This is a genomic window from Methylococcus sp. ANG, from assembly GCF_040730495.1.
In the GTDB taxonomy this organism is placed as follows: Bacteria; Pseudomonadota; Gammaproteobacteria; order Methylococcales; family Methylococcaceae; genus Methylococcus.
The window spans coordinates 2,233,758-2,258,115 of record NZ_CP160399.1 but is presented as its reverse complement, the minus strand read 5'-3'; the positions used below and the strand labels follow the sequence as shown (position 1 = coordinate 2,258,115).

The 24,358-nt window shown below is 65.9% G+C and carries 19 protein-coding genes; 13 read left to right on the top strand and 6 right to left on the bottom strand.

Annotation, left to right across the window (positions count from 1 at the left end):
• Position 1 precedes the first annotated feature (1 nt).
• The 4 genes from ABZN20_RS10925 to ABZN20_RS10910 are packed head-to-tail and all read left to right on the top strand — an operon-like array spanning position 2 to position 4,636.
• Positions 2 to 535, top strand: a complete 534-nt coding sequence (locus tag ABZN20_RS10925; protein WP_218807851.1) for a CvpA family protein — start codon at positions 2 to 4, stop codon at positions 533 to 535.
• Between the two features lie 36 nt (positions 536 to 571).
• Complete coding sequence (gene purF, locus ABZN20_RS10920) at positions 572 to 2,080, top strand: amidophosphoribosyltransferase (RefSeq protein WP_218807850.1); 1,509 nt, start codon at positions 572 to 574, stop codon at positions 2,078 to 2,080.
• Positions 2,081 to 2,093: 13 nt separating this feature from the next.
• The gene (locus tag ABZN20_RS10915) at positions 2,094 to 3,275 is read left to right on the top strand and encodes an O-succinylhomoserine sulfhydrylase (protein WP_423246404.1); all 1,182 of its coding nucleotides are present in this window, start codon (positions 2,094 to 2,096) and stop codon (positions 3,273 to 3,275) included.
• A 32-nt stretch (positions 3,276 to 3,307) separates the two neighbouring features.
• Entirely contained in the window at positions 3,308 to 4,636 is a 1,329-nt protein-coding gene (locus tag ABZN20_RS10910; protein ID WP_367025272.1) for a UDP-glucose dehydrogenase family protein, read from the top strand.
• Here the strand turns inward: ABZN20_RS10910 and ABZN20_RS10905 are convergent.
• Entirely contained in the window at positions 4,633 to 5,589 is a 957-nt protein-coding gene (locus tag ABZN20_RS10905; protein WP_367025271.1) for a histone deacetylase family protein, read from the bottom strand. The two genes, ABZN20_RS10910 and ABZN20_RS10905, sit on opposite strands and share 4 nt — an antisense overlap.
• Before the next feature lie 295 nt (positions 5,590 to 5,884).
• Between ABZN20_RS10905 and acnB the strand changes: the two genes are divergently transcribed.
• Together acnB and ABZN20_RS10895 are read left to right on the top strand one after the other, a co-directional pair.
• Positions 5,885 to 8,461, top strand: a complete 2,577-nt coding sequence (gene acnB / locus ABZN20_RS10900; RefSeq protein ID WP_367025270.1) for a bifunctional aconitate hydratase 2/2-methylisocitrate dehydratase — start codon at positions 5,885 to 5,887, stop codon at positions 8,459 to 8,461.
• Positions 8,462 to 8,495: 34 nt separating this feature from the next.
• Positions 8,496 to 9,305 (top strand): ferritin-like domain-containing protein, encoded by an 810-nt coding sequence (locus ABZN20_RS10895; protein ID WP_367025269.1) that lies wholly within the window; start codon positions 8,496 to 8,498, stop codon positions 9,303 to 9,305.
• A gap of 10 nt (positions 9,306 to 9,315) precedes the next feature.
• On the opposite strand, the gene ispG is transcribed toward ABZN20_RS10895, so the two are convergent.
• Positions 9,316 to 10,539: a flavodoxin-dependent (E)-4-hydroxy-3-methylbut-2-enyl-diphosphate synthase gene (ispG, locus tag ABZN20_RS10890; RefSeq protein WP_218807844.1), complete on the bottom strand. Its 1,224-nt coding sequence runs from the start codon at positions 10,537 to 10,539 to the stop codon at positions 9,316 to 9,318.
• Between the two features lie 429 nt (positions 10,540 to 10,968).
• Here ispG and ABZN20_RS10885 point away from each other — a divergent pair, with 429 nt between their 5' ends.
• The 6 genes from ABZN20_RS10885 to ribA all read left to right on the top strand — a co-directional run bounded on the left by ABZN20_RS10885 (position 10,969) and on the right by ribA (position 18,261).
• Positions 10,969 to 11,262, top strand: coding sequence for a hypothetical protein (locus ABZN20_RS10885; RefSeq protein ID WP_218807843.1), 294 nt, complete (start codon positions 10,969 to 10,971; stop codon positions 11,260 to 11,262).
• 127 nt (positions 11,263 to 11,389) lie between these two features.
• Positions 11,390 to 11,647, top strand: coding sequence for an OadG family protein (locus tag ABZN20_RS10880; RefSeq protein ID WP_367025268.1), 258 nt, complete (start codon positions 11,390 to 11,392; stop codon positions 11,645 to 11,647).
• 23 nt (positions 11,648 to 11,670) lie between these two features.
• On the top strand, positions 11,671 to 13,467 hold the full coding sequence (gene oadA, locus ABZN20_RS10875) for a sodium-extruding oxaloacetate decarboxylase subunit alpha (protein WP_218807841.1): 1,797 nt from the start codon (positions 11,671 to 11,673) through the stop codon (positions 13,465 to 13,467).
• 13 nt (positions 13,468 to 13,480) lie between these two features.
• Positions 13,481 to 14,608, top strand: coding sequence for a sodium ion-translocating decarboxylase subunit beta (locus tag ABZN20_RS10870; RefSeq protein WP_218807840.1), 1,128 nt, complete (start codon positions 13,481 to 13,483; stop codon positions 14,606 to 14,608).
• A gap of 267 nt (positions 14,609 to 14,875) precedes the next feature.
• Entirely contained in the window at positions 14,876 to 16,918 is a 2,043-nt protein-coding gene (locus ABZN20_RS10865) for a thioredoxin domain-containing protein (RefSeq protein ID WP_367025267.1), read from the top strand.
• A 128-nt stretch (positions 16,919 to 17,046) separates the two neighbouring features.
• Positions 17,047 to 18,261 carry a GTP cyclohydrolase II gene (gene ribA / locus ABZN20_RS10860; protein ID WP_367025266.1) on the top strand — a complete coding sequence of 405 codons (1,215 nt, stop codon included), beginning with the start codon at positions 17,047 to 17,049 and terminating at the stop codon, positions 18,259 to 18,261.
• Here the strand turns inward: ribA and ABZN20_RS10855 are convergent.
• The 4 genes from ABZN20_RS10855 to ABZN20_RS10840 form a co-directional block, all read right to left on the bottom strand.
• Positions 18,229 to 18,465, bottom strand: coding sequence for a hypothetical protein (locus ABZN20_RS10855; RefSeq protein WP_367025265.1), 237 nt, complete (start codon positions 18,463 to 18,465; stop codon positions 18,229 to 18,231). The two genes, ribA and ABZN20_RS10855, sit on opposite strands and share 33 nt — an antisense overlap.
• A gap of 198 nt (positions 18,466 to 18,663) precedes the next feature.
• The gene (locus ABZN20_RS10850; protein ID WP_367025264.1) at positions 18,664 to 20,061 is read right to left on the bottom strand and encodes a sigma-54-dependent transcriptional regulator; all 1,398 of its coding nucleotides are present in this window, start codon (positions 20,059 to 20,061) and stop codon (positions 18,664 to 18,666) included.
• Complete coding sequence (locus ABZN20_RS10845; protein ID WP_367025263.1) at positions 20,051 to 21,532, bottom strand: sensor histidine kinase; 1,482 nt, start codon at positions 21,530 to 21,532, stop codon at positions 20,051 to 20,053. The genes ABZN20_RS10850 and ABZN20_RS10845 overlap by 11 nt, the downstream gene beginning before the upstream one ends.
• A 90-nt stretch (positions 21,533 to 21,622) precedes the next feature.
• Positions 21,623 to 23,320, bottom strand: a complete 1,698-nt coding sequence (locus tag ABZN20_RS10840) for a SulP family inorganic anion transporter (protein WP_367025262.1) — start codon at positions 23,318 to 23,320, stop codon at positions 21,623 to 21,625.
• Positions 23,321 to 23,542: 222 nt separating this feature from the next.
• Here ABZN20_RS10840 and ABZN20_RS10835 point away from each other — a divergent pair, with 222 nt between their 5' ends.
• Positions 23,543 to 24,346, top strand: a complete 804-nt coding sequence (locus ABZN20_RS10835) for an inositol monophosphatase family protein (RefSeq protein ID WP_367025261.1) — start codon at positions 23,543 to 23,545, stop codon at positions 24,344 to 24,346.
• The last annotated feature ends 12 nt before the right edge of the window (positions 24,347 to 24,358 follow it).

The following is a 24,358-nucleotide window of genomic DNA, read 5'->3' as shown; positions in this document are numbered from 1 at the left end:
GATGTTGCCGCAGGTCGTGCCGGCCACGGCGGTCGCGGGTGGTTTGACCTGGGCCGACTATCTCATCCTATCGTTGATGGGCTTGTCCGCCCTGGTCGGGTTGATCCGCGGCCTGGTGCGCGAAGTGTTCTCGCTGGCGGCCTGGGCCGCGTCGATCTGGTTGGGGCTACGGTTCAGCCAGGATCTGGCGGTCCATCTCGAAACCCTGATTTCGGTGCCGTCGCTGCGGCTCGGCGTCGCTTTCGTCGCGATCTTCCTGGTCAGCCTGGTGGCGGGCGGTCTCACGGGTTTCCTGCTCGGGCGGCTGGTGACGGGCACCGGCCTGGGGGGTACCGACCGGCTGGCCGGGCTGGTGTTCGGGCTGGCGCGCGGCGTGCTGCTCGTGTCGGTGCTGGTGCTCCTGGCCGGGTTCACCCCGCTGCCCCGGGACCCGTGGTGGCGGGAGTCGCGCCTCATTCCACCGTTTCAGTCCATGGCGCTATGGATCAAGGCCCTGCTGCCGGCTGAAATCGCAGGTCAGGTCGCCTATCCTTAACACCCCCTTCGTTCAATCGCTTTACAGGTTCAGGCTATGTGCGGAATTGCCGGTATCGTTTCCAATGATGAGGTCAACCAGGAGCTGTACGAGGCGCTTACCGTGCTTCAGCATCGCGGCCAGGATGCCGCCGGCATCGTGACCTGCGAGAGGGAGCGGCTGCATCTGCGCAAGGAAAGCGGCCTGGTGCGGGACGTGTTCCACACCCGCCACATGGTGGAGCTGAAGGGCTCGATGGGCATCGGCCACGTGCGCTATCCCACCGCCGGCTGTTCCAGTACCGCCGAAGCCCAGCCGTTCTACGTCAATTCCCCTTACGGCATCTCGCTCGCCCACAACGGCAATCTGACCAATGCGGCCATGCTCAAGCGCGAGCTGTTCCGGCAGGACCAGCGCCACATCAACACCGATTCGGATTCGGAAGTCCTGCTCAACGTCTTCGCCCATGAAATGCAGGGCATCGGCAAGCTGCGGGTGTCGCCGGACGACGTGTTCCGCGCTGTCTCGGCGGTGCACCGGCGCTGCCGCGGCGCTTACGCCGTGGTGGCGATGGTCACGGGTTTCGGCGTCGTCGGCTTCCGCGATCCGCACGGCATCCGCCCCCTGGTTTTCGGCGAGCGCGAGGGGCGGCTCGGCAAGGAATACATGATCGCTTCCGAGAGCGTGGCCCTGGACGTGCTCGGCTTCGAGCTGATCCGTGACGTGGCACCCGGCGAGGCGGTCCTGATCGAGAAGGACGGCACCCTGCATACCCGGCAGTGCGCCGAACACGTCGTATATTCCCCCTGCATCTTCGAATTCGTCTATTTCGCCCGGCCGGACTCCATCATCGACGACATCTCCGTCTACAAGGCCCGGCTGCGCATGGGCGACAAGCTGGCCGACAAGATTCTGAGGGAGCGCCCCGGGCACGACATCGACGTGGTCATCCCCATCCCGGACACCAGCCGCACCTCGGCGCTGCAGCTCGCCAACCGGCTGGGAGTGAAATACAGCGAGGGCTTCATCAAGAACCGCTATATCGGGCGCACCTTCATCATGCCGGGGCAGACTCTGCGCAAGAAGTCGGTGCGGCAGAAGCTCAACGCCATCGACCTGGAGTTCAAGGGCAAGAACGTGCTGCTGGTGGACGATTCCATCGTGCGCGGCACCACCTCGACCCAGATCATCCAGATGGCCCGCGACGCCGGCGCCCGCAAGGTCTATTTCGCCTCGGCCTCGCCGCCGGTCCGCTACCCCAACGTCTACGGCATCGACATGCCGGCGGTCGAGGAGCTGATCGCCCACGGCCGGACCGACGAGGAGGTGCGGGAAGAGCTGGGCGCGGACTGGCTGGTCTACCAGGACTTGGCCGACTTGGTCGAGTCGGTGCAGAAGGGCAATCCGTCGATTCCCCGTTTCGACACTTCGTGCTTCGACAAGGACTATGTCACCGGCGACATCGACCAGGCCTACCTGGACAGCCTGGGAGAGCACCGTTCGGACGACGCCAAAGCCAAACGTGACGCGGTTGCGACCGCCATCGATCTTTACAACACCGTCTAAGGGAGCAGGAGCCGTGGACGATCTGGACTGGAACGAATTCGCCATGGAAACCCGGGCCGTGCGCGCCGGGCAGCGCAGGACGATGGAGCAGGAGCACGCGGAGCCGATCTTCGCCACTTCCAGCTACGTATTCCGGAGTGCCGCCGAGGCGGCCGAACGCTTCGCCGGCAAGACGCCGGGCAACATCTACTCGCGTTTCACCAACCCCACGGTGCGCACCTTCGAGGAGCGGCTGGCGGCGCTCGAGGGCGGGGAGCGCTGCGTCGCCGTCGGCTCCGGCATGGCGGCCATCGCCAGCACCGCGTTCGGGTTGCTGAAGGCCGGCGATCACGTGGTGTGCTCGCGCAGCGTGTTCGGCAACACCACCCTGCTGTTCCAGAACTACCTGGCCAAGTTCGGGGTGCCGACGACTTTCATCGGTCTCACCGACTACGCGGGCTGGGAAGCGGCCATCCGGCCCGAGACCCGTTTCCTGTTTCTGGAGACGCCCTCCAATCCGCTGACCGAAATCGCCGACATCCCCCGTCTCGCGGACATCGCCCACGCCCGCGGCTGCCTGCTGGTGGTGGATAACTGCTTCTGCACCCCGGCTCTGCAGCGGCCGCTGGCTTTGGGCGCGGACATCGTGATCCACTCGGCCACCAAGTACCTCGATGGCCAGGGCCGCTGCGTGGGCGGCGCGATCGTCGGCGCGCGCGACTTGCTCGACGCGGAGATCTTCCCCTTCCTGCGCACCGGCGGCCCCAGCATGAGTCCGTTCAACGCCTGGGTGTTCCTCAAAGGCCTGGAAACGCTGAATCTCAGGATGAAAGCCCATTGCGAGAACGCGCTCGGCCTGACCCGCTGGCTGGAGGCGCAGCCCTGGGTCGAGCGGGTGCATTACCCGGGGCTCGCCAGCCATCCCCAGCACGAACTCGCCGCCCGCCAGCAGTCCGGCTTCGGCGGCATCGTCAGTTTCGAGGTCAAGGGCGGACAGGAAGCCGCCTGGCGTCTGATCGACAGCACCCGGCTGCTGTCGATCACCGGCAACCTGGGCGATGCCAAGACCACCATCACCCATCCGGCGACCACCACCCACGGCCGTTTGAGCCCGGAAGCCAGGGCCGCGGCGGGCATCGCCGACGGGTTGGTCCGCATCGCCGTCGGCCTCGAGAACCTCGCCGACATTCAGGCCGATCTGGCCCGCTTCGCCTAAAGTCCTTTTTTTCTTATTTCCAAGGAAACCGCATGAAAGTCACAATCTTTGGTTCCGGCTATGTCGGCCTGGTCACCGGCGCCTGTCTGGCCGAGGTCGGCAACGACGTGGTCTGCATCGACATCGACGCGGGCAAGATCGAGCGCCTCAACCGGGGCGAAGTGCCGATCTACGAGCCCGGCCTCGATACCATCATCAAGCGCAACATGGCCGCCGGCCGCCTGCAGTTCACCACCGACATCGACCTCGGCGTGAGCCATGGCCTGTTCCAGTTCGTCGCCGTCGGCACGCCGCCCGACGAGGACGGCTCGGCCGACCTGCAATACGTGCTGGCCGTGGCGCGCAGCATCGGCGAGCGGATGCGGGACTACCGGATCATCGTCAACAAGTCCACCGTCCCGGTCGGTACGGCGGACAAGGTGCGCGGCGCCGTGAACGAAGTGCTGGCCCGTCGCGGTGCCGCCATGGAGTTCGACGTGGTGTCGAACCCGGAATTCCTCAAGGAGGGCGCGGCCATCGAGGACTTCATGAAGCCGGACCGGATCGTGGTCGGCACCGACAACCCGCGCACCACCGAGCTGCTGCGCGCCCTTTACGCGCCTTTCAACCGCAGCCACGACCGCATGGTGTGCATGGACATCCGCTCGGCGGAGCTGACCAAGTACGCCGCCAACGCCATGCTGGCCACCAAGATCAGCTTCATGAACGAACTGGCCAACCTCGCCGAGCGGCTCGGCGCCGACATCGAGAAGGTCCGCGTCGGCATCGGCTCGGACCCGCGCATCGGCTACCACTTCATCTATCCCGGCTGCGGCTACGGCGGCTCCTGCTTCCCCAAGGACGTCAAAGCCTTAGAGCGTACCGCCCGCGACGCCGGCTATCCCGCCCAGTTGCTGCAGGCGGTGGAAGCCGTGAACGACCGCCAGAAGGAAAAGCTGTTCGAGAAGATCAACGCCTATTTCCACGGCGATCTGGCCGGCAAGACCGTCGCTGTCTGGGGCTTGGCCTTCAAGCCGAACACGGACGACATGCGCGAAGCGCCCAGCCGCACCCTGATGGATGCGCTGTGGCAGGCGGGGGCGAAAGTGCGCGCGTTCGATCCCGTGGCGCAGGAGGAGGCCCATCGCATCTACGGCGACCGGGCGGACCTGATCCTGTGCGATTCGCCGGAATCGGCCCTGCAGGGCGCCGATGCGCTGGCGGTGGTCACCGAATGGAACGTGTTCCGCAGCCCCGACTTCGACGAAATCAAGCAGACCCTCACACGCCCCGCGGTCTTCGACGGCCGCAACATCTACGATCCCGCGCATATGAAGGCGCAGGGCTTCGATTATTTCGCCATCGGGCGAGGCACGGCCTAGGCTGCCGCCGCGGGGAGGGCGCCAGGGTTGGGGAGGAGTAGCGCCCGAACATGGGCCGCCACGCTGCGGCCCAGCGCCTGCAGGGCGTAACCGCCTTCGAGTGCCGACACGACGCGCCCGCACGCATGGCGGTCCGCCAGCGTCACGAGTTCCGCCGTGATCCAGCCGTAGTCGTCCTCGGTGAGCGCGAGGTCGGCCAGCGGGTCGTCGCGGTGGGCGTCGAAGCCGGCCGACACCAGGATCAATTCGGGCCGGAAGCGGTCGATGGCGGGCAGCGCGGTGTCCGTGACGGCCTTGCGGTAGGCCGCGGAGCCCGTGCCCGCGGGCAGGGGGATGTTGACCAGGTTGCCGACGCCGGTTTCCTTCGCGCTGCCCGTGCCCGGATACCAGGGATACTGGTGGGTCGAGGCGTACAGGACCGCCGGGTTGCGCCTGAACGCGGCCTGGGTGCCGTTGCCGTGATGCACGTCGAAATCCACGATGGCGACGCGCTGCAGCCCGCGGTTGGCGAGGGCATGGGCGGCGGCGATGGCGACGTTGTTGAACAGGCAGAAGCCCATGGCCGCGTCCGGTTCCGCGTGATGTCCGGGCGGGCGTACCGCGCAGAAGGCGTTGCGCGCGGTGCCGGCCACCACCTCGTCCACCGCCAGGCAAACCGCGCCGACCGCGTGCAGGGCGGCTTCACCGGATTCGGGCGAGACTACGGTGTCGGCATCGACGAAGTGATGGCCGGTCTGCGGAATCGCGGCGAACACCCGTTCGATGTGCCCCTTGGAATGGACCAGTTCGAGCCGGGAGATTTCGGCGCGCGGGGCTTGCAGACGCCGCAGATCCTGGAATTCCGGTGCGGCCAGGGCGCTTTCGATGGCGGCAAGGCGCACCGAACCTTCCGGATGGCCGGGGCCGGTGTCATGGCGGAGAAAGACCGGGTGGGTGATGTAGAGCGTCGTCATGGTTTGAGCATGCCGTTTCGGGGCGGGTTATTCCATATAATAGCCCTAATATTTCCCGCCCAGCTCCGGTCGCGTAGTTTGGCGGAACCATCTTTTCGGGTTCCGCCAAACGGGGTTTCCTGGCGTCGGAACCCGATGAAGCCGGTTCCGACCTACGTGACTACACAGGGAACGCCAAGCTCGTGTCGTCCATGACTTCTGGGCTCCGGCATTCCCTGTCGGAGCGACGTCGCTTTACCGCAGTTGGTTGTCTTAAGAGGGCGGGGCGGGTTTCTTTACTTATCTGGGGTTGAACATGTTGACCGAATACCGAGAGCACGTGGCCGAACGTGCCGCACAGGGCGTCGTACCCAAGCCGCTGACCGCCGAACAGACCGCGGCGCTGGTGGAACTGCTGAAGGCGCCGCCCGCCGGCGAAGAGGCGTTTCTGCTCGATCTCCTGAGCAACCGCGTCCCGGCCGGGGTGGACGAGGCGGCCTACGTGAAGGCGGGTTTCCTGGCCGCGGTCGCCAAGGGGGGGGCGGTTTCGCCGATCGTGTCTCCCAGGCAGGCCGCCGAGCTGCTCGGCACCATGCTGGGCGGCTACAACGTCGCGCCGCTGATCGAGTTGCTGGACCATCCGTCGCTGGCCCCGGTTGCGGCTCACGGCCTGTCCCGCACCCTGCTCGTGTTCGACGCCTTCCACGATGTCGAGGCCAAGGCGCAGGGCGGCAATGTCCACGCTCAGGCCGTGCTGCGCTCCTGGGCGGAGGCCGAATGGTTCACCTCCCGCCCGGAAGTGCCCGGGAAGTTGACCGTGACCGTGTTCAAGGTGGCCGGCGAGACCAATACCGACGACCTGTCGCCGGCCCAGGATGCCTGGTCGCGCCCGGACATCCCGCTGCACGCCAAGGCCATCCTGAAGGTGCCGCGCGAGGGTATCCACGACGCCGAAGCGCAGATCGCCGAACTCAAGACCAAGGGTTTCCCGGTGGCCTACGTGGGTGACGTGGTCGGCACCGGCTCGTCGCGCAAGTCCGCCACCAACTCCGTGCTGTGGTTCACCGGCGAGGACATCCCCCACGTCCCCAACAAGCGCCAGGGCGGGGTCTGCATCGGCGGCAAGATCGCGCCGATTTTCCTCAACACCATGGAAGACTCGGGCGCCTTGCCGATCGAATGCGACGTCACCGCCATGCGGATGGGCGATGTGATCGACATCTACCCCTACCAAGGCATGATCCGCCGCCACGAAACGGGCGAGGAAATCTGCCGGTTCGCGCTCAAGACCGACATCCTGCTGGACGAGGTGCGGGCCGGCGGGCGCATCAACCTGATCATCGGCCGCGGCCTCACCGACCGGGCGCGCAAGGCCTTGGGTCTGCCGCCTTCCGAAGTCTTCCGCCGCCCCAAGGCGCCGGCCGAGAGTGGAAAAGGCTACACCCTGGCGCAGAAGATCGTGGGCAAGGCCTGTGGGGTGGCGGGCATCCGTCCCGGCACCTACTGCGAGCCGGCGATGACCACGGTGGGTTCGCAGGACACGACCGGCCCGATGACGCGGGACGAGCTGAAGGATCTGGCCTGCTTGGGCTTCTCGGCCGACCTGGTGATGCAGTCGTTCTGCCATACCGCGGCCTATCCCAAGCCGGTCGACGTCGAGACCCACCACACCCTGCCGGACTTCATCATGAACCGGGGCGGCGTGTCGCTGCGGCCGGGCGATGGCATCATCCATTCCTGGCTCAACCGCATGCTGCTGCCGGATACGGTCGGTACCGGCGGCGATTCGCACACCCGCTTCCCGATCGGCATTTCCTTTCCGGCGGGTTCGGGCCTGGTGGCCTTCGCCGCCGCCACCGGCGTGATGCCGCTGGACATGCCGGAATCGGTGCTGGTGCGCTTCAAGGGCGAGATGCAGCCGGGGATCACCCTGCGCGACCTGGTCCACGCGATTCCCTACGCGGCGCTGCAGCGGGGCCTGTTGACGGTCGAGAAGCAAGGCAAGAAGAACGTCTTCTCCGGCCGCATCCTGGAGATCGAGGGCTTGCCGGACCTCAAGGTCGAGCAGGCCTTCGAGCTGGCCGACGCCTCCGCCGAGCGTTCGGCGGCGGCCTGCACCATCAAGCTGAACCAAGCGCCGATCGAGGAATACCTGCATTCCAACATCACCCTGCTGCGCTGGATGATCGCCGAGGGCTACGGCGACGCGCGCACCCTGCGGCGGCGCATCGCGGCGATGGAGACCTGGCTGGCCGATCCGCAGTTGCTGGAGGCGGACCCGGACGCCGAATACGCCGAAGTCATCGAGATCGACCTGAACCAGATCACCGAGCCTTTGCTTTGTTGTCCCAACGATCCGGACGACGTCGAACCGCTGTCCCAGGTCGCCGGCACCCATATCGACGAGGTATTCCTCGGCTCCTGCATGACCAACATCGGCCATTTCCGTGCCGCCGGCAGGCTGCTGGAAGCCTTCGGCAAGCCCACGCCGACCCGGCTGTGGATCGCCCCGCCGACCCGCATGGACCAGGCCCAGCTCAGCGAGGAAGGCTATTACGCCACCTACGGCAAGGCCGGCGCCCGCACCGAGATGCCCGGCTGCTCCTTGTGCATGGGCAACCAGGCGCGGGTGGCCGACAACGCCACGGTGGTGTCGACCTCCACCCGCAACTTCCCCAACCGCCTCGGCGCCGGTGCCCAGGTGTTTCTGGCTTCGGCCGAGCTGGCGGCGGTCTGCTCCATCCTGGGCCGGATTCCCAGCCTGGAGGAATACATGGCTTATGCCGGCAAGATCGAGGAGAAGGCGGCCGACACCTACCGCTATCTGAATTTCGACCAGACGCCGGCTTATGCCGAGCGGGCGGCGGACGTGAAGGCCGTGGAAGCGGCTTGAGGGCGGTCGGCGGGGATTCGTTGCGACCTTGGGGATGACCGGGAACGTATACACGTACGCCGAGCGCTGTCTCGGCTCGCCCGACGTCGAAACCAAGCTGGCATTGTCCCACGAGGCCTGGCAGGCCTGTCTGGCCGACGAACTCGATTTCGGCGCGGAAGGCGAGCCGCTGCCGACCGGCTTCGCCCGTTTCCCCGAGCGCCCGCCGCGGGTCGATCCGCGCGATCTGCCGCGTCGCGGCATCAACACCCTCGAGGGGCGGGTGGCGCTCTTGCACGCAGTGGCCCACATCGAGTTCAGCGCGATCCAATTGGCGTGGGATCATCTCTACCGCTTCCGCGGCCTGCCGGAAGGCTACTACCGCGACTGGCTGAGGGTGGCGGCCGAGGAGGCGGAGCACTTCGCGCTGGTGCGGCAGCGGCTGCGCGAACTCGGCGCCGATTACGGGGAGCTCCCGGCCCATGGCGGGTTGTGGAGCATCGCGGAGGAAACGGCTTACGACGTCGCCGCCCGCATGGCGTTGGTGCCGCGCTTCATGGAGGCGCGCGGGCTGGACGTGACGCCGGGCATGATCGAGCGGCTGCGACAGGCGGGGGATGCGCGCAGCGTCGAAGCGCTCGAACGCATCCTGCATGACGAGGTCGGGCACGTGGCCTTGGGCTCCCGCTGGTTCCAGTGGGTCTGCGATCAGCGCGGGATCGATCCGGAAACCGAGTATTTCGCTCTCGTGGAGCGCCATCTGCGCGGCCAGGCGCGCGGGCCGTTCAATCTCGAACTGCGCCGGCGCGCGGGATTCAGCGACAGGGAACTCGAACGTCTGGCGGCGGCCGGTTCCCCGCAATGAGGCGCGGCGCCTAGGCTTCGGCCCGGGTGCCGTAATGGGTCTCGATGTAGCGCTCGACCAGTTCCTGGAATTCCTCGGCGATGCGGTCGCCCTTCAGGGTCACCGTCTTGACGCCGTCCTCGAACACCGGGGCGACCGGCTGTTCTCCCGTGCCCGGCAGGCTGATGCCGATGTTGGCGTTCTTGCTCTCGCCCGGGCCGTTCACCACGCAGCCCATGACGGCCACGTGCATGTCTTCCACGCCATGGTAGCGCTTGCGCCATTCCGGCATCTTGTGCCGCAGGTGCGACTGGATCTGCTGGGCCAGCTTCTGGAAATAGTCGCTGGTGGTGCGGCCGCAGCCGGGGCAGGAGATGACCATCGGGGTGAACGAGCGCAGGCCCATGGTCTGCAGGATTTCCTGGGCGACGATGACCTCCAGGCTGCGGTCGGCGCCGGGCTCGGGGGTCAGCGATATCCGGATGGTGTCGCCGATGCCCTGCTGCAGCAGCACCGACAGCGCGGCGGTGGAGGCGACGATGCCCTTGGAACCCATGCCGGCCTCGGTCAGCCCCAGGTGCAGGGCATAGTCGCAGCGGCTCGACAAGGATTCGTAGACCGAAATCAGCTCCTGCACCCCGCTCATCTTGCACGACAGCACGATGCGGTCCTTCGGCAGCCCTAAGCCCTGTGCCTTTTCCGCGCTTTCCAGCGCCGAGGTGATGACGGCTTCGCGCATGACTTCCGGCAGGGGCCGGGGCTCGGCGAGCTGCGCGTTCTCATCGAGCAAACGGGCCAGCACCGACTGGTCCAGGCTGCCCCAGTTGACGCCGATGCGGACCGGTTTGCCGTAGCGGCAGGCGAACTCGATCATCTGGGCGAACTGCGGGTCGCGCTTGGAGCCGCGGCCGACGTTGCCCGGATTGATGCGGAACTTGCCCAGGGCCTCGGCACAGGCGGGGTATTTTTCCAGCAGCTTGTGGCCGTTGAAGTGGAAGTCGCCCACCAGCGGCACGTTGCAGCCCTGCCGGTCCAATTCTTCCCGGATGCGGGGCACGGCTTCGGCGGCTTCTTCGTTGTTGACGGTGACGCGCACCAGTTCCGAACCGGCGCGGGCGAGGTCGACGACCTGGCGGACGGTTCCCGCCACGTCGGCGGTGTCGGTGTTGGTCATGGACTGGACCACGATGGGCGCGCCGCCCCCGATCTGTACCGAACCGACGCGCACGCCGACAGTCTGTTTGCGATTCATCATGCGTTACCTGAAAAGATTGGGAGTCAACCGGCCGATTTTACCAGCTGACGCGCTCCCGGCTAATTTCCTAGTTCCTTACTCGGGTGTCAATCCCCGATTCCCGTTGCCTCGGAGCGTCGAAAATTCCGTTCCCCTGGCCCGTTGAGCCGCTGCAGCGCCCGGATTGCAAGGGCTCCGGCGGCTTGGCACCGGCTTTGTCCTGTCGGCATCGTCAGCCGGTGGGGGCCGGATGACATCTCGTTCCTACGCAGGTCATACGGATGAATCGGATAAGAGGGCTTTCCGTCCGCAGCCTGGACGAGCGGAGCGGCCCGTTTCGAATTCTGCGCCGAGCGTTGAACCCCGGCGTCACGGGCGGCGAGTGGCGCGGATTCATCGAATCCGGTTTAATCGCGCTTTTCCCCGTTTACTCGTTTCGAGGACGAGCGCATGGATCTGGCTACCAAAGTGATGATTTTAAGAATTCTGGTGGCGTTCGCCGCCGCCTTTTTCGTGATCGGCATAATCATCAGCCTGATCAAGCCCAAGTGGGTGCTGTTCTGGGCCAAAAGTCCGGATCGGCTGATGGCGGCGGTGACGGTGTCGACGATCGCGATGCTGATGTTCATGGCCAGTTGGACCGGCATCGCGAAGCTGACGCTCAAGCCGAAGGAGCCGCAGCAGCGTCACGAGGAACAGCGCGGTTCGAGGGACGACCAGAACATGCTTCAACTCAACCGTTAGCGCGAAAAACTCCTTCCGCCAATCCCGAATGTGCGCCGTGGGGGAGGGGCCGCCGCGCCGCGGTTCGACTTTCCCGCCGGAGCGCTTTATCATTCCGGCGTTTTGTCGCTAACCTGAAATTTCCCGCATGGAATCGTCGATCCCAGAGCTCTTGCTGGCCGGGAGCAGGCTCATGCTCATCGGCATGACCATCGTGTTCCTGTTTCTGGCTCTGCTGGTGGGGGTCATCCACACGTCTTCGCGGCTGATCGGCCGTTATTCGCCGGAGGAGCCGGTCACCCTGAAGCCCGTGAGCGCCGTGCCCGTCAGGAGCGCCGGGGGTGAGGACGAGGCGGAGATCGTCGCCGCCATCACGGCTGCGATCCACCGCTACCAGAACAAGTAAGGCACATTCTAAGGAGTTTTTGCATGGCAACCCCCTTGGGCATCACTGACGTCGTCCTGCGCGATGCACATCAGTCCCTCCTGGCCACCCGCGTTCGTCTTGAGGACATGCTGCCGATCTGTCCCAAGCTGGACAAGGTCGGATTCTGGTCCCTGGAGGCTTGGGGCGGTGCGACCTTCGATGCCTGCATCCGCTATCTGGGCGAAGACCCTTGGGTGCGCCTGCGGACGCTGAAGAAGGCTTTGCCGAACACCCGTCTGCAGATGTTGCTGCGGGGCCAGAACCTGCTGGGCTATCGCCACTATGCGGACGACGTGGTGGAGAAATTCGTGGAGCGCTCGGCCGAAAACGGCGTCGACGTGTTCCGCATCTTCGATGCGCTCAACGACCTCCGCAACTTCGAAAAGGCTATCCGCGCGACCATCGCCGTGGGCAAGCACGCCCAGGGCACGATTTCGTATACCGTGAGCCCCGTGCACACGGTCGACATGTGGGTCGATCTGTCCAAGCGCCTGGAGGACATGGGCGCCCATTCGATCTGCATCAAGGACATGGCGGGCCTCCTCAAGCCTTATGTCGCCGAGGAACTGGTCGGACGCCTCAAGCAGGAGGTCGGCGTGCCGATCCACATGCAATGTCATGCGACCACGGGCTTGAGCACGGCCGCCATCGTGAAGGCGGTCGAGGCCGGCATCGACAACGTCGACACGGCGATTTCGTCCATGAGCATGACCTACGGCCACAGCCCCACCGAGGCGGTCGTGGCGATCTTCCAGGGACGCGAGCGCGATACCGGCCTCGACATCCATCTGCTGGAGGAGATCGCGGCCTATTTCCGCGAGGTCCGGAAAAAGTACGCCAAGTTCGAGGGCAGCCTGAAAGGTGTCGACAGCCGCATTCTGGTGGCCCAGGTGCCGGGGGGGATGCTCACCAACATGGAAAGCCAGCTCAAGGAGCAGGGGGCGCTGGAGCGCTTCGACGAGGTGATGCGGGAGATTCCCAAGGTCCGCGAGGATCTGGGCTTCATCCCGCTGGTCACGCCGACCTCGCAGATCGTCGGCACCCAGGCCGTCCTCAACGTGCTCGCCGGCGAGCGCTACAAGACCGTCACCAAGGAGACCGCGGGCGTCCTGCGGGGCGAATACGGCGCCACCCCGGCGCCCGTCAACGCCGAATTGCAGGCCCGGGTGCTGAAGGGTGACGAGCCCATCACCTGCCGTCCCGCCGATCTGCTCGAGCCTGAACTGAAGAGGCTGACCGACGAATTGAAGCGCCTGGCCAAGGAGCACGGGGTGAAGCTGTCCTCCCCGCAGGTCGAGGATGTGCTGACCTACGCCCTGTTCCCCCAGGTCGGCTGGCGTTTCCTGCAGAACCGGGGCAATCCGGCGGCCTTCGAGCCTGCCCCCGGCGCAGAGCCCGCAGCACCCGTGGCCGAGGTCACCGGCGAGGCGGTGGCGCCCGATGGCGCCAGGCTCTACACCGTCACGGTCAATGGCCGCAGTTATCAGGTCGAGGTGGCGCCGGGCGGCGCCATCGGGGCGATCAATCCGGCGGCCGGCGCCGCTTCGCCGTCCGCGGCGGCGCAGATCCTCGCCGCGCGGGCCGTCAGCGAGTCGGTCAGCGCGCCGATGGCGGGACACGTGCTGCGGATCAACGTCACGGAAGGGCAGAAAGTGGCCGAGGGCCAGGTCGTCGTCGTCATGGAGGCCATGAAAATGGAGACCGAAGTGAGGGCGCGCAGCGGCGGCGTCGTGGTTGGTATCGCCGTCAAGCCGGGCGATACCGTCAATACCGGCGACGTGCTGGTCACGCTGGGCTGAGGCAGGCCGATCCATGAACGGATTCGTCGAATTGTGGGGCAGCACCGGCCTGTCCAACTTCCAGTGGGGACAAGTCGTCATGATGACGGTGGGGTTCCTGCTCATCTACCTCGCCATCCGCAAAGGCTTCGAGCCTTTGCTGCTGCTTCCCATCGGCTTCGGCGCGGTGCTCAGCAACATTCCGGTGGCCGGTATCGCTGAAGAGGGCGGGCTGCTCTCGTATCTGTATTTCGGCATCAAGTCCGGGATATTCCCGCTGCTGATCTTCATGGGTGTGGGGGCCATGACCGATTTCGGTCCCATGCTGGCCAACCCTAAGACCCTGCTGCTGGGGGCGGCCGCACAGTTCGGCATCTTCGGCACCCTGTTCGGCGCGCTGGCGCTGAACCTGGTGCCCGGCCTGCAGTTCAGCTTCAGGGATGCGGCCGCCATCGCCATCATCGGCGGCGCCGACGGCCCGACCGCCATCTACGTGGCCTCCAGGCTCGCACCGGACCTGCTCGGCGCCATCGCCGTCGCGGCCTATTCCTATATGGCCCTCGTGCCGTTGATCCAGCCCCCCATCATGCGCGCCCTGACCACGCCGGAGGAGCGCCTGATCGAAATGTCGCAACTGCGCGTGGTCGGCAAGACGGAGAAAATCATTTTCCCGGTGGTGCTGCTGATCCTGACCGCTTTGCTGCTGCCATCGGCAGCGCCTTTGATCGGCATGTTCTGCCTGGGCAACCTGATGCGCGAATGCGGTGTGGTCGAACGGCTGAGCAAAACGTCCCAGAATGAACTGATCAACATCGTTACCATCTTCCTGGGGCTATCGGTCGGTTCCAAGCTGAGCGCCAATGCCTTCCTCCGCCCGGAGACCTTGGGAATCCTCGTGCTCGGCGCGATCGCCTTCGGTTTCGGCACGGCCTCCGGGGTGCTGATGGCGAAGCTCATGAACCGCTTTACTCACCACAAGATCAATCCCCTGATCGGCGCGGCCGGCGTTTCCGCCGTCCCGATGTCGGCGCGGGTGGCCAACAAGGTGGGCCAGGAGGGCAATCCCCACAACTTCCTCCTGATGCACGCCATGGGCCCGAACGTGGCCGGCGTCATCGGCTCCGCCGTGGCGGCGGGCGTGTTGCTGGCGCTGGTGCAATAATCCCAAGTCGGACTAGCCGGCTTAGGATAATCCGTCCGAACCGTTCTCTGCTGGAAACCCCCAAAATCGCGCGCCGCTCCGGGGCTGTGATGGCGATCGCCTTTGCCGGCACCTTTCGGCGCCAAGGCTTTGCAGGAGATCGTCCGGTTCGATCTGCCGCGCCTCGCCGAGGGTCGGAAACAGACCTTTGAATCCCAGCGGGATACTCGGAAATGCGGGGGAACTGGTACACTGGGCCGTATCCCCCTTCCGAGAAGCCGCCCGAGCATGCTCGACCCACAGCGTTCCAACCGCCTGGCAGGCGAGACCAGTCCCTACCTGCTGCAGCATGCGCACAATCCGGTGGACTGGTATCCCTGGGGGCCGGAGGCGTTGGAAGAAGCCCGCCGTTCCGACCGGCCGATCCTGCTTTCCATCGGCTATTCCGCCTGCCACTGGTGCCACGTCATGGCGCATGAATCGTTCGAGGACGAGGCGACGGCGGAAGTCATGAACCGGCTGTTCGTCAACGTCAAGGTGGACCGGGAGGAGCGGCCCGATCTCGACCGCATCTACCAGACCGTCCACCAGATGCTCTCGCGCCGCGGCGGGGGCTGGCCGCTCACGGTGTGCCTGAACCCGCACGATCTGGTGCCTTTCTTCACCGGCACCTATTTTCCCAAGGAACCGCGCTACGACATGCCGGCTTTCGTGTCCGTGCTGCACCAGTTGGCCGCCTTCTATGCGGAGCACCGGGGTGACCTGGCCCGGAACGGCCAGGTGTTGCGCGAGGCCCTGGAGGCCATGGGTCGCGAAGACCGCGGCACCATGCCGCCGGATGCCGAACTGTTGGCGCGTGCGAAGCAGGCGCTTCGGACCAATTTCGATCCCGTTCACGGCGGGTTCGGCGGCGCGCCCAAGTTTCCCCACACGGGCGACCTCGAATTCCTGCTGTGCTCGGACGGCGAGGGTTTCGAGATGCTTCGCACGACGCTCGACGGCATGGCCCGGGGCGGCATCTACGATCATCTCGGCGGCGGCTTCGCCCGCTATTCGGTGGACGAACGCTGGGAGATTCCCCATTTCGAGAAGATGCTCTACGACAACGGACCGTTGCTCGAGCTGTATGCCAGGATGGCGGCGCACACCGGCGATCCGGCCTATGCCGCCGCCGTCGCGATCGGAACCGCCGAGTGGGTGATCCGCGAGATGCAGTCCCCGGAGGGCGGCTATTACGCGGCTCTCGACGCGGATTCGGAGGGCGGGGAGGGCAGGTTCTACGTCTGGGATCGCCGGGAGGTTCAGGCGCTGCTCACCGCGGACGAGTACGCGGTGTTTTCCCGCCGTTATGGCCTGGACGAGCCCCCGAACTTCGAAAGCCGTTGGCATTTGCGCATTGTCCGGTCCCTGGAAGCCGTTGCGGCGGATTCCGGGAAGACCGGCGACGAGGTGGCCGGGCTCCTCGAATCGGCCAGGGCTTGCCTGCGTCAGGCGAGGGGGCTGCGGGTCCGGCCGGCCAGGGACGACAAGGTCATCGCTGCATGGAACGGCCTCATGATCCGGGGCATGACCGTGGCCGGGCGTTTGCTGGGACGGGAGGATTTCAAGGACTCCGCGGACCGGGCCTTCGGGTTCCTGCGCCGGACCATGGACGTCGATGGCCGGCTGATGTCGGTCTACAAGGACGGACGGGCGCGGTTCGACGCCTATCTCGACGATCACGCCTTCCTGCTGGACGCCACGCTGGAGCTCCTGCAGACGCGCTGGTGCACGGATGACCTGGCCTGGGCGGCCGACCTGGCGGACCGGCTGCTGGAGCGTTTCGAGGATGCCGAACACGGCGGGTTCTTCTTCACCTCTGCCGACCACGAAGCGCTCATCCAGCGCCCCAAGCCCTGGATGGACGAGTCCATGCCGTCCGGCAACGGCGTCGCGATCCGCGCGCTGATCCGGCTCGCCGGCCTGATCGGGGACCTGCGCTATGCCGATGCGGCCGAACGGGGCTTGCGGGCGGCGCGCGGCGCGATGGCGAGGTACCCCAATGCCCACGGCGCTTTGATGAACGCGGCGCGGGAATGGCTCACCCCGCCGCCGCTGATCATCCTGCGGGGCGAAGGCGAGGCGCTGGAGCAATGGCGCGCAAGGGCTCGCGAAGCCGCCCCCGAAGCCCTGGTCTATGCCATTCCCGCCGACGCGGCCGGGCTGCCGCCGGCGCTGGCGGCACGGGTTCCGGGTCCGCGCGGGCCGCTGGCCTATGTCTGCCGCGGGCGGGTCTGCGCAGCGCCGGCAGATTCCCTCGCCACCCTGAATGAAATCCTCTCGGCACGCTGACCCCGTGCTCCGCCCTTGGCATGCATTGCCAAACTTGTGTATAAGCGTAGATTTTCACCTTGAGCGAGCTTCCCCGAGCTTCGGTTCCGGGGCCGTTCAGCCGCACTCTCTCGGAATTCACCGCCTGCATGAAAACCCGGACTTCCCCCGTCGTTCACGAGCTCGTCAGCACCCGCCTTCCCAACCGCTTCGGCGATTTCGTCATCCATTGCTACGGCGGGGCCCAGGACGATAAGCAGCATCTGGCTTTGGTGAAGGGCGAGGTCCGGGGGCGGGAGGGAGTGCTGGCCCGTGTCCATTCCGAATGCCTGACCGGCGACGTGTTCGGTTCGCGCCGCTGCGACTGCGGCGAGCAGCTCGAGCTGGCGCTCAGCGCGATCGGCGAGGCGGAATGCGGGGTGCTGCTGTATCTGCGCCAGGAAGGCCGCGGCATCGGCCTGGTGCAGAAGCTACGGGCCTACAATCTGCAGGATGAGGGGCTGGACACCGTGGAGGCCAATCTGCGCCTGGGCCATCAGGCCGATGAGCGCGACTATTACGTCGCGGCCCGCATGCTGGAAGACCTCGGCGTGAAGAGCGTGCGGCTGATGACTAACAATCCCAAGAAGCTCGACGAACTGCGCCGTTACGGTATCCCCATCGGCGCGCGGGTGCCGATCGAGGCGCCCAGCCATCCGGAGAACGTCCGTTATCTCCGGGCCAAGGTCGAAAAAATGTCGCATATGCTGTCGTTCGAGCGGAAACGTCCGCGTTTTGCGTTTCTCGATGCCCTGTTCGAACGACTGGTCGAAGGCCCGGTTTCGCCAGGCCGGCCGTTCGTGACGCTGAGCCGCGTCCAGAGTCTGGATGGGGGGGAAGCGCAGGCGGCAGGGCCTGAGGCGTGCGAGCTGTCCGGCGCCCTGCGGGCCGCTCACGAGGGGGTGCTGACGGCGGCCGGTCCGGAGCTGCGGCTCGCTTTGCGCGGCGCTTCGAAAGCCCCCGTCAGGTTCACCGTGGCCGGCACGCCGACGGCTGCCGGCGATGCCGTCACGGTACCCGCCGATGCCCGGGGCGAAGCCGACCTTGCTGCAGTGCTGGCGGCCGTCCTTGGCCTCGGGGTGCGTTCTCTCCTGGTCGAGGGGGATGCCGGCTTGACCGGCCGTTTCCTCGATGGGGCGCTGGCGGACTACTGTGTGATCACCGTGGTGCCGCGGTTCCGGGGCGGCAGCGGGAATGGCGGCACCGGACCGGAATCCGCCAGGATCGCCGATTGCGGCTGCCAGCCGCTGGGGCGCGATCTGGTCGTGTACGGCCCCTTGCGCGCCGAGGCATCAGAAGCGCTGGCAGTAACCCCCGCGGGCTGACTCCGGCCGGTCATAGGGTGCCAGGGCCTGGACCTTCAGCAGGCGCAGGGCGGCCCGGTCGCCGTACCAGGCGCCGGATGCGGGATCCTGCCATTCGATGCGGTACGAGGTCGCTGAGGGGAGTTTGCGGCGTTTCCAGCCGCTGCCCCATAGCATCAGGAAGGTCTTGGCCTTGTGCAGGCGGCTCGCGATGGGCGTGGTCATCGGCATGTCCTCCGGTCGTCGGTGAGGTCGAAGCCGTTCCGTAGCGCGGTGGTCCTTGTCCTGTGTCCAGCATATCCCGTGCCGTCGCGGCCGGGCCTTGAAAATCAAAGATAGCAAGCACCAGGGCTGGCCCCCGCATGTCCTGCGCACCCGAATCGTGCGGCCATTTGTCGGGAATCCGACAAGGCCGCGGGCGGATCAGGCGGTTTCCTTGAGACCGTACTTGCGGATGCGGTAGCGCAGCGTCTCGCGGGTGGCACCCAACGCCCGGGCCGCGGCGGTGACGTTGCCGCCATAGCGTTCGAGCGTGGTGCGGATGATGTAGCAGTCCATGTCGTCCAGCGCCATGCTGCCGTCCAGGGGCAGCACGATGCACTCGGTTCCCGGCGGCACCGCTGAAGGAGGCGGCGGAGCGTTGACGTGTCCCGGCAGTTGCAGCCACTGCGCCGGGAATACGGGGCCGTCGGCGAACAGCACGCAGCGTTCGATGACGTTGCGCAGTTCACGGACGTTGCCGGGCCAGTCGTAGGCCCGGAGCAGGCTCCAGGCGTCGTCGGGAACGACTTTCACCTGCTTTCCGGCCTTGGCGTTGAATTCCGCGATCAGCAACGGCACCAGTTCGTCCAGGTCCTGCTTGACCTGGCGCAGCGGCGGCAGTTGCAGCCGGAAGACGCTCAGCCGGTGAAAAAGGTCGCCGCGGAAGCTGCCGTTGCGCACCATGTCTTCCAGGTCGCGGTTGCTGGCCGCCAGGATCTGGACGTCGACGCTGATTTCCTTTTCCGAGCCCAACCGGCGGATCTTGCGGTCTTCGATGGCCTTGAGCAGTTTGGCCTGCAGGTCGAGGTGCATTTCCCCGATCTCGTCCAGGAACAGGGTGCCGCCGTCGGCCTGCTCGATGAGACCCCGGTGGCGGCCGATGGCGCCGGTGAAGGCGCCGGCCTCGTGGCCGAAAAGCTCGGATTCGAGCAGGTCGTGGGGCAGGGCGGCGCAGTTGAGTTCGATCAGCGGGTGTTGGGCGCGCTTGCCCGAATAGTGCAGGATGCGGGCGACCAGTCCCTTCCCGGTGCCGCTCTCGCCGCCGATGATCAGGGCGCTGAAGGGCACCCGGGTGAGGCGCTCCAGCATGTCGCGCACCCGCTGCGCGGCTTCGCTGCGGCCGACGTAGGCCTCGGGCGAATAGCGGCGGTGCCGTTCCTGCGCCTGTTCGAGCAGGCGGCGCTGCGCCTGGGCGGAACGCGTGGCGCTGGCGACCACCAGGTCGAGGCGCTCGAGTTCACAGGGCTTCTCCAGGAAATCGTAAGCGCCCAGACGCAGCGCTCGGACCGAATCCGGCACGCTGCCGTAGCCGGTCAGCAGCAGCCATTCCGAAGTGTTGCCCTGGCCGCGCATCTCTTCCATCAGGTCCAGCGCATTGCCGTCCGGGAGGCTGCGGTCGGACAGCACCAGCAGGGGATCCACCGCCTTCCTGGTGAACAGGTCGCGCGCCTCGGCCAGCGTCTTGGCCCAATAGACGTCCCAGCCGGCCCGTTCGTAGTGCCGGACCAGTTCCGAGCCGAGCAGTTTCTCGTCTTCGATGATCAACAAGCTATAGGCCATGGGCGGGCTTTTCTCCGGCGGAAACGATGTGGCGCGGGATGATGAGCGTGCAGCAGGCGCCTCCCTGGGATCGGTTGGCCAGACGTATCCGGCCGTTCACCTCGCGGATGAAGCGCTGCACCATGGCGAGGCCCAGGCCGGTGCCGCCGGGGCGGCCGGTCCCGAATGGCCGCACGCCGTGTTTCAGGATTTCGTCCGAAAACCCGGGGCCATTGTCGCAGACCTGGATGATCAATTGCTCCCCCTCGGTATGCACTTCGATGCCGATCTCGCCGGGCGCCGGGCCGATGGCCGCGGCGGCGTTCAGGATCAGATTCAGCAAAGCCTGCCGCAAGCTGCTGTCCGGCAGATGGCAGGCGAGCCCCTCGGGCACTTCGTATTTCAGTGCGATGTGGGGGGGAACCTGGTAGCGCGTCAACGCCGCCAGGTCGTGAAGCATCGAGGCCAGGTTGAAATCCCGCGCCGGAGCCGGCGTGTGCTTGCCCTGAGCGAGCAGGTCGTTGAGCAGCCGGCCCATCCGCTTGAGTTCGTCGATGATGAGCTCCAGCCGTTCGACGTGTTCCGGGTTGCCCACCTCATTCTTGAGGTTGCTGCAGCTCATCTGGATGCCCGCCAGCGGATTGCGCAGTTCGTGCGCGATGCCGGCGGCGAGTTCGCCCAGCGCGGCGAAGCGTTCCGCCCTCGCGAGGCTGTATTGCTGTTCGAGCAGGGCCTGGGTGGCTGCGCGCACGTCCGCTTCCAGAGATTCCGCATAGCGCCGCTTGGTTTCCTGAAGTTCGGCGAGCTGGCTCACCATTTCGTTGTAGCTGGTGAAAACCGGCAGCAGCACCGGGTCCAGGTTGCGGGTGGCGATCGGCGAGAAGTCCTCGAGGGCGATCCGCGACAGCAGTTCCCGCAAGTTCCGCAAGGGGGTCAGGATGCGCTGGGTGAGGAACAGCATGGTCACCAGCAGGATGGCGGCCAGCGTCAGGCTGGCCAGGGTGATCTCGCGGCGGGTATTCGCGCTGATGTCCTCCAGCAGCTCCTCCCGGCGGGCGGTTTCCGCATCCAGCATCTCGCTCATCACATGCAGCGCGAGCAGCAGGCGGGTCCGCCGGGGGCGAGGGCCCAACTGGCCGAGCAGGGGATCGGTGAGATAGGTTTCGACGGTTTGAAGTTTGCGCGGCGTGTCGGGATCGAAATGCTGATCGGACTGGCGGAGCTGGTTGAGGTCGCGGGCGAGGGTGTCGAAGCGTCCGGGCCGGATCGCCTTTTCGTTGTCCTGCAGGGAATCCGTCAGCGCCTTTTGGAGGTCCAGGCCGGTCTGCATGATGCGGTGGGCGTAACTGACGTGGGCGCGGATGGTCTCGAACCGGTCGAGGTTGCGCCAGATCATGCCCACTAGCACGGCAAGGATCAGCACGAGCAGGCCGAGGAGAGCCCAGCCGCGAAGCTGGGCCGCACGGTAGACCAGAGGTTTCACGACGGACATGGGGAATGGGGGCTGCGGGCATTATAGCCCAGTCCATTCATCGCTCCAGCGCCCGTGGCCGATACCCGCCGGCGGCTTCGGGAAGCGGCGTCAGCCGGCCTGCCTGCCCAATCTGACCTTGCCGGGGCCGTTCGCTTGCGATCTGCGTTTTCTCGCCGCCAGGGGATGGTTCGAATACGGCACGTGGGATTCGAGGCCCCGTATCTCGCAGCGGCCGCCCCGCTGTGCATAGTCGTGGCGGAAATGGTCGATGAATTCCATGACGGTGTGATCGATGAAGTCGGCATCTGACAGGTCGAAGATCACCGTCTTGCCGACGGGCAAATCCGCAACCTCGCTTTTCAGCGCGATGAAATTGGAGAAGATCGCAGAGCCGTCGATGTGGATCACGAAGGTGCCGGCCGGGCGCTCTTCGACGCGGTAGGAAATCTTGAGGAGATGCTTCGGGTGAACGCCGCGCAGCATGTGGATGACCAGCTTGGCGAGAATGCCGATGGCGACGCCGATCAGGAGGTCCGTGGCAAGCACGCCGAAGATGGTGATCACGAACAGCGTCAACTGCTCCCAGCCGATGTCCATGGTCTTCGCGAATTCCTTGGGGGAGGCCAGGCGGAAGCCGGTGTACACCAACAGCGCCGCCAGTGAAGCCAGCGGTATCTCGTGGATGACATGCGGGAACAGCGCGACGAACAGTAGCAGGAAGGTGCCGTGGAAGAAGTTGGACCAGCCGGTCTTGGCCTCGTTGGTGATGTTGGCCGAACTGCGGACGATTTCCGCGATCATCGGCAGCCCGCCGATCATGCCGCAGACCAGATTGCCGGCGCCGACGGCGGTGAGATCGCGATTCAGGTCGGAATAGCGCTTATAGGGGTCGAGTTTGTCCACCGCCACCGCGCTGAGCAGCGTTTCCAGGCTGCCGACCAGGCAGATGCTGATCACGGCGCCCCAGAATTCCGCCGTCCGGACCTTGGAAAAATCCGGGAAATAGAACCCCGCAGTGAAGTCTTCCGGAATGGTCACCAGGAACTTGGGGCCGATGGTGTATTCGTGGTGGGGCAGGATCGGATTGTCGGGATGGAACATATAAATATGTTCATGATCCAGGTCGAAATACTTGCCGAGGGCCATCCCGGCGATCACGACCAGCAGCGGCGCCGGGACCATCTTGAGATGGCGGCTTCGCATCAGCGACCAGGCGATGAGGATCAAAAGGCCCACGGCGCCGATCAGTGCGATTTCCGGGTTGGGGTCGAGCAGGCTGCGGGGAATCTCGGCAATCGTCGCAAGGAGGTCGTCGCTGGCGGCTTCCGGCTTGACGCCAACCATGACGTGGATCTGCTTGGCCAGGATGATGATGCCGATCGCGGCGAGCATGCCGTGGACCACCGAGGCGGGGAAATAGGCGTTGAGGCGTCCCGCCTTGAACAGTCCCAGCGCTATCTGCAGCACCGAAGCCACCACGATGGCGGCCAGCGTGCAGCGATAGCCCTGCATCGCGTCGCCCTGGCCCAGCGTCTGCGTCGCGGCGAGGATCACCACGATGAGCCCGGCGGCGGGGCCGTTGATGGTCACATGAGAGCCGTTGATCCGGGATACCAGCAGGCCGCCGACGACTGCGGTAATGATCCCGGCCATCGGGGGGAAGCCCGAAGCCATGGCGATGCCGAGGCAAAGGGGCAAAGCGATCAGGAAGACCAGGAAGCCCGAGACCAGGTCGTTCTTCCAGTGTGCTCTCAGGCCGGCAATACCGCCCGGCGGCGTGCTGTCGGCAATCGTCGATGTGTTCATGGCGGTCTCGCGTCGGATACGGGGTTCGTGATCTTCCGACAAGCGAAGACCGTGCCATTCTCCGGCCGATTGAAAATGGCCTGATGGCGGCCGGTTGCGGGCGCCGACCGATAACGGTGGTTTGCACCACCCACAATGAGGGGTGGTTATCCACCAGCGGCCGCCGTATCCGCCGATTTTTCGCGTAAACTTGCCTGAACGTTAGAGAGGCCTGACCGGAAAATGTTTCCCGAAATCGCAGCCCTGGAGGCATTGCTGAAAGATATCGCGCGCGACGAACTGCTCCCCCGTTTCGCCCGGTCCCAGCGGTCGGTCAAGCCCGACGGCAGCATCGTGACGGAGGCCGATCTGGCCGTGCAGGAGCGGTTGGTCGGAGAGCTCCGCAGGCTGACACCCGGCATCGACGTGCTCGGAGAAGAAATGAGCCGGGGCGAGCAAGAGAGACTCATGGCGCGTGCCGGAGCCAGCCTGTGGTGCCTGGATCCCCTGGACGGGACCAGCAATTTCGCCGCCGGGATTCCTTTCTTTTCGATATCGCTGGCCTTGATCCGGGAGGGGCGTTCGGTGCTCGGCCTGGTATACGATCCGGTGCGCGGCGAATGCTTCTCCGCCAGGGCCGGCGAGGGGGCATGGGTGAACGGCGAGCGCCTGCTGCCGCGGCGTGTCGGCCTGCCCCTGCCGCGCTGCATCGCCGTGGTCGATTTCAAGCGTCTCGATCGAGCCTTGAGGCGCCGGCTGGTGGACGAGCCGCCGTTCAGCTCGCAACGCAACTTCGGTTCCACGGCCCTCGAGTGGTGCTGGCTGGCGGCGGGCCGTTACCATCTTTACCTGCACGGCGGCCAGAAGCTGTGGGACTATGCCGCTGGAATGCTGATCCTGGACGAGGCCGGCGGCCGGGCGACCCGCCTTGCCCGGGAAGTGGCTGTCGCGGGGGACATGGGCGTGCGTTCCGCCGTGGCCGCGCTGGATCCCGATCTGTTCGCCCAATGGGTGTCGTGGCTGGGCGCAATGCCATTGGAGGGATGAGCCCCGGTTTTG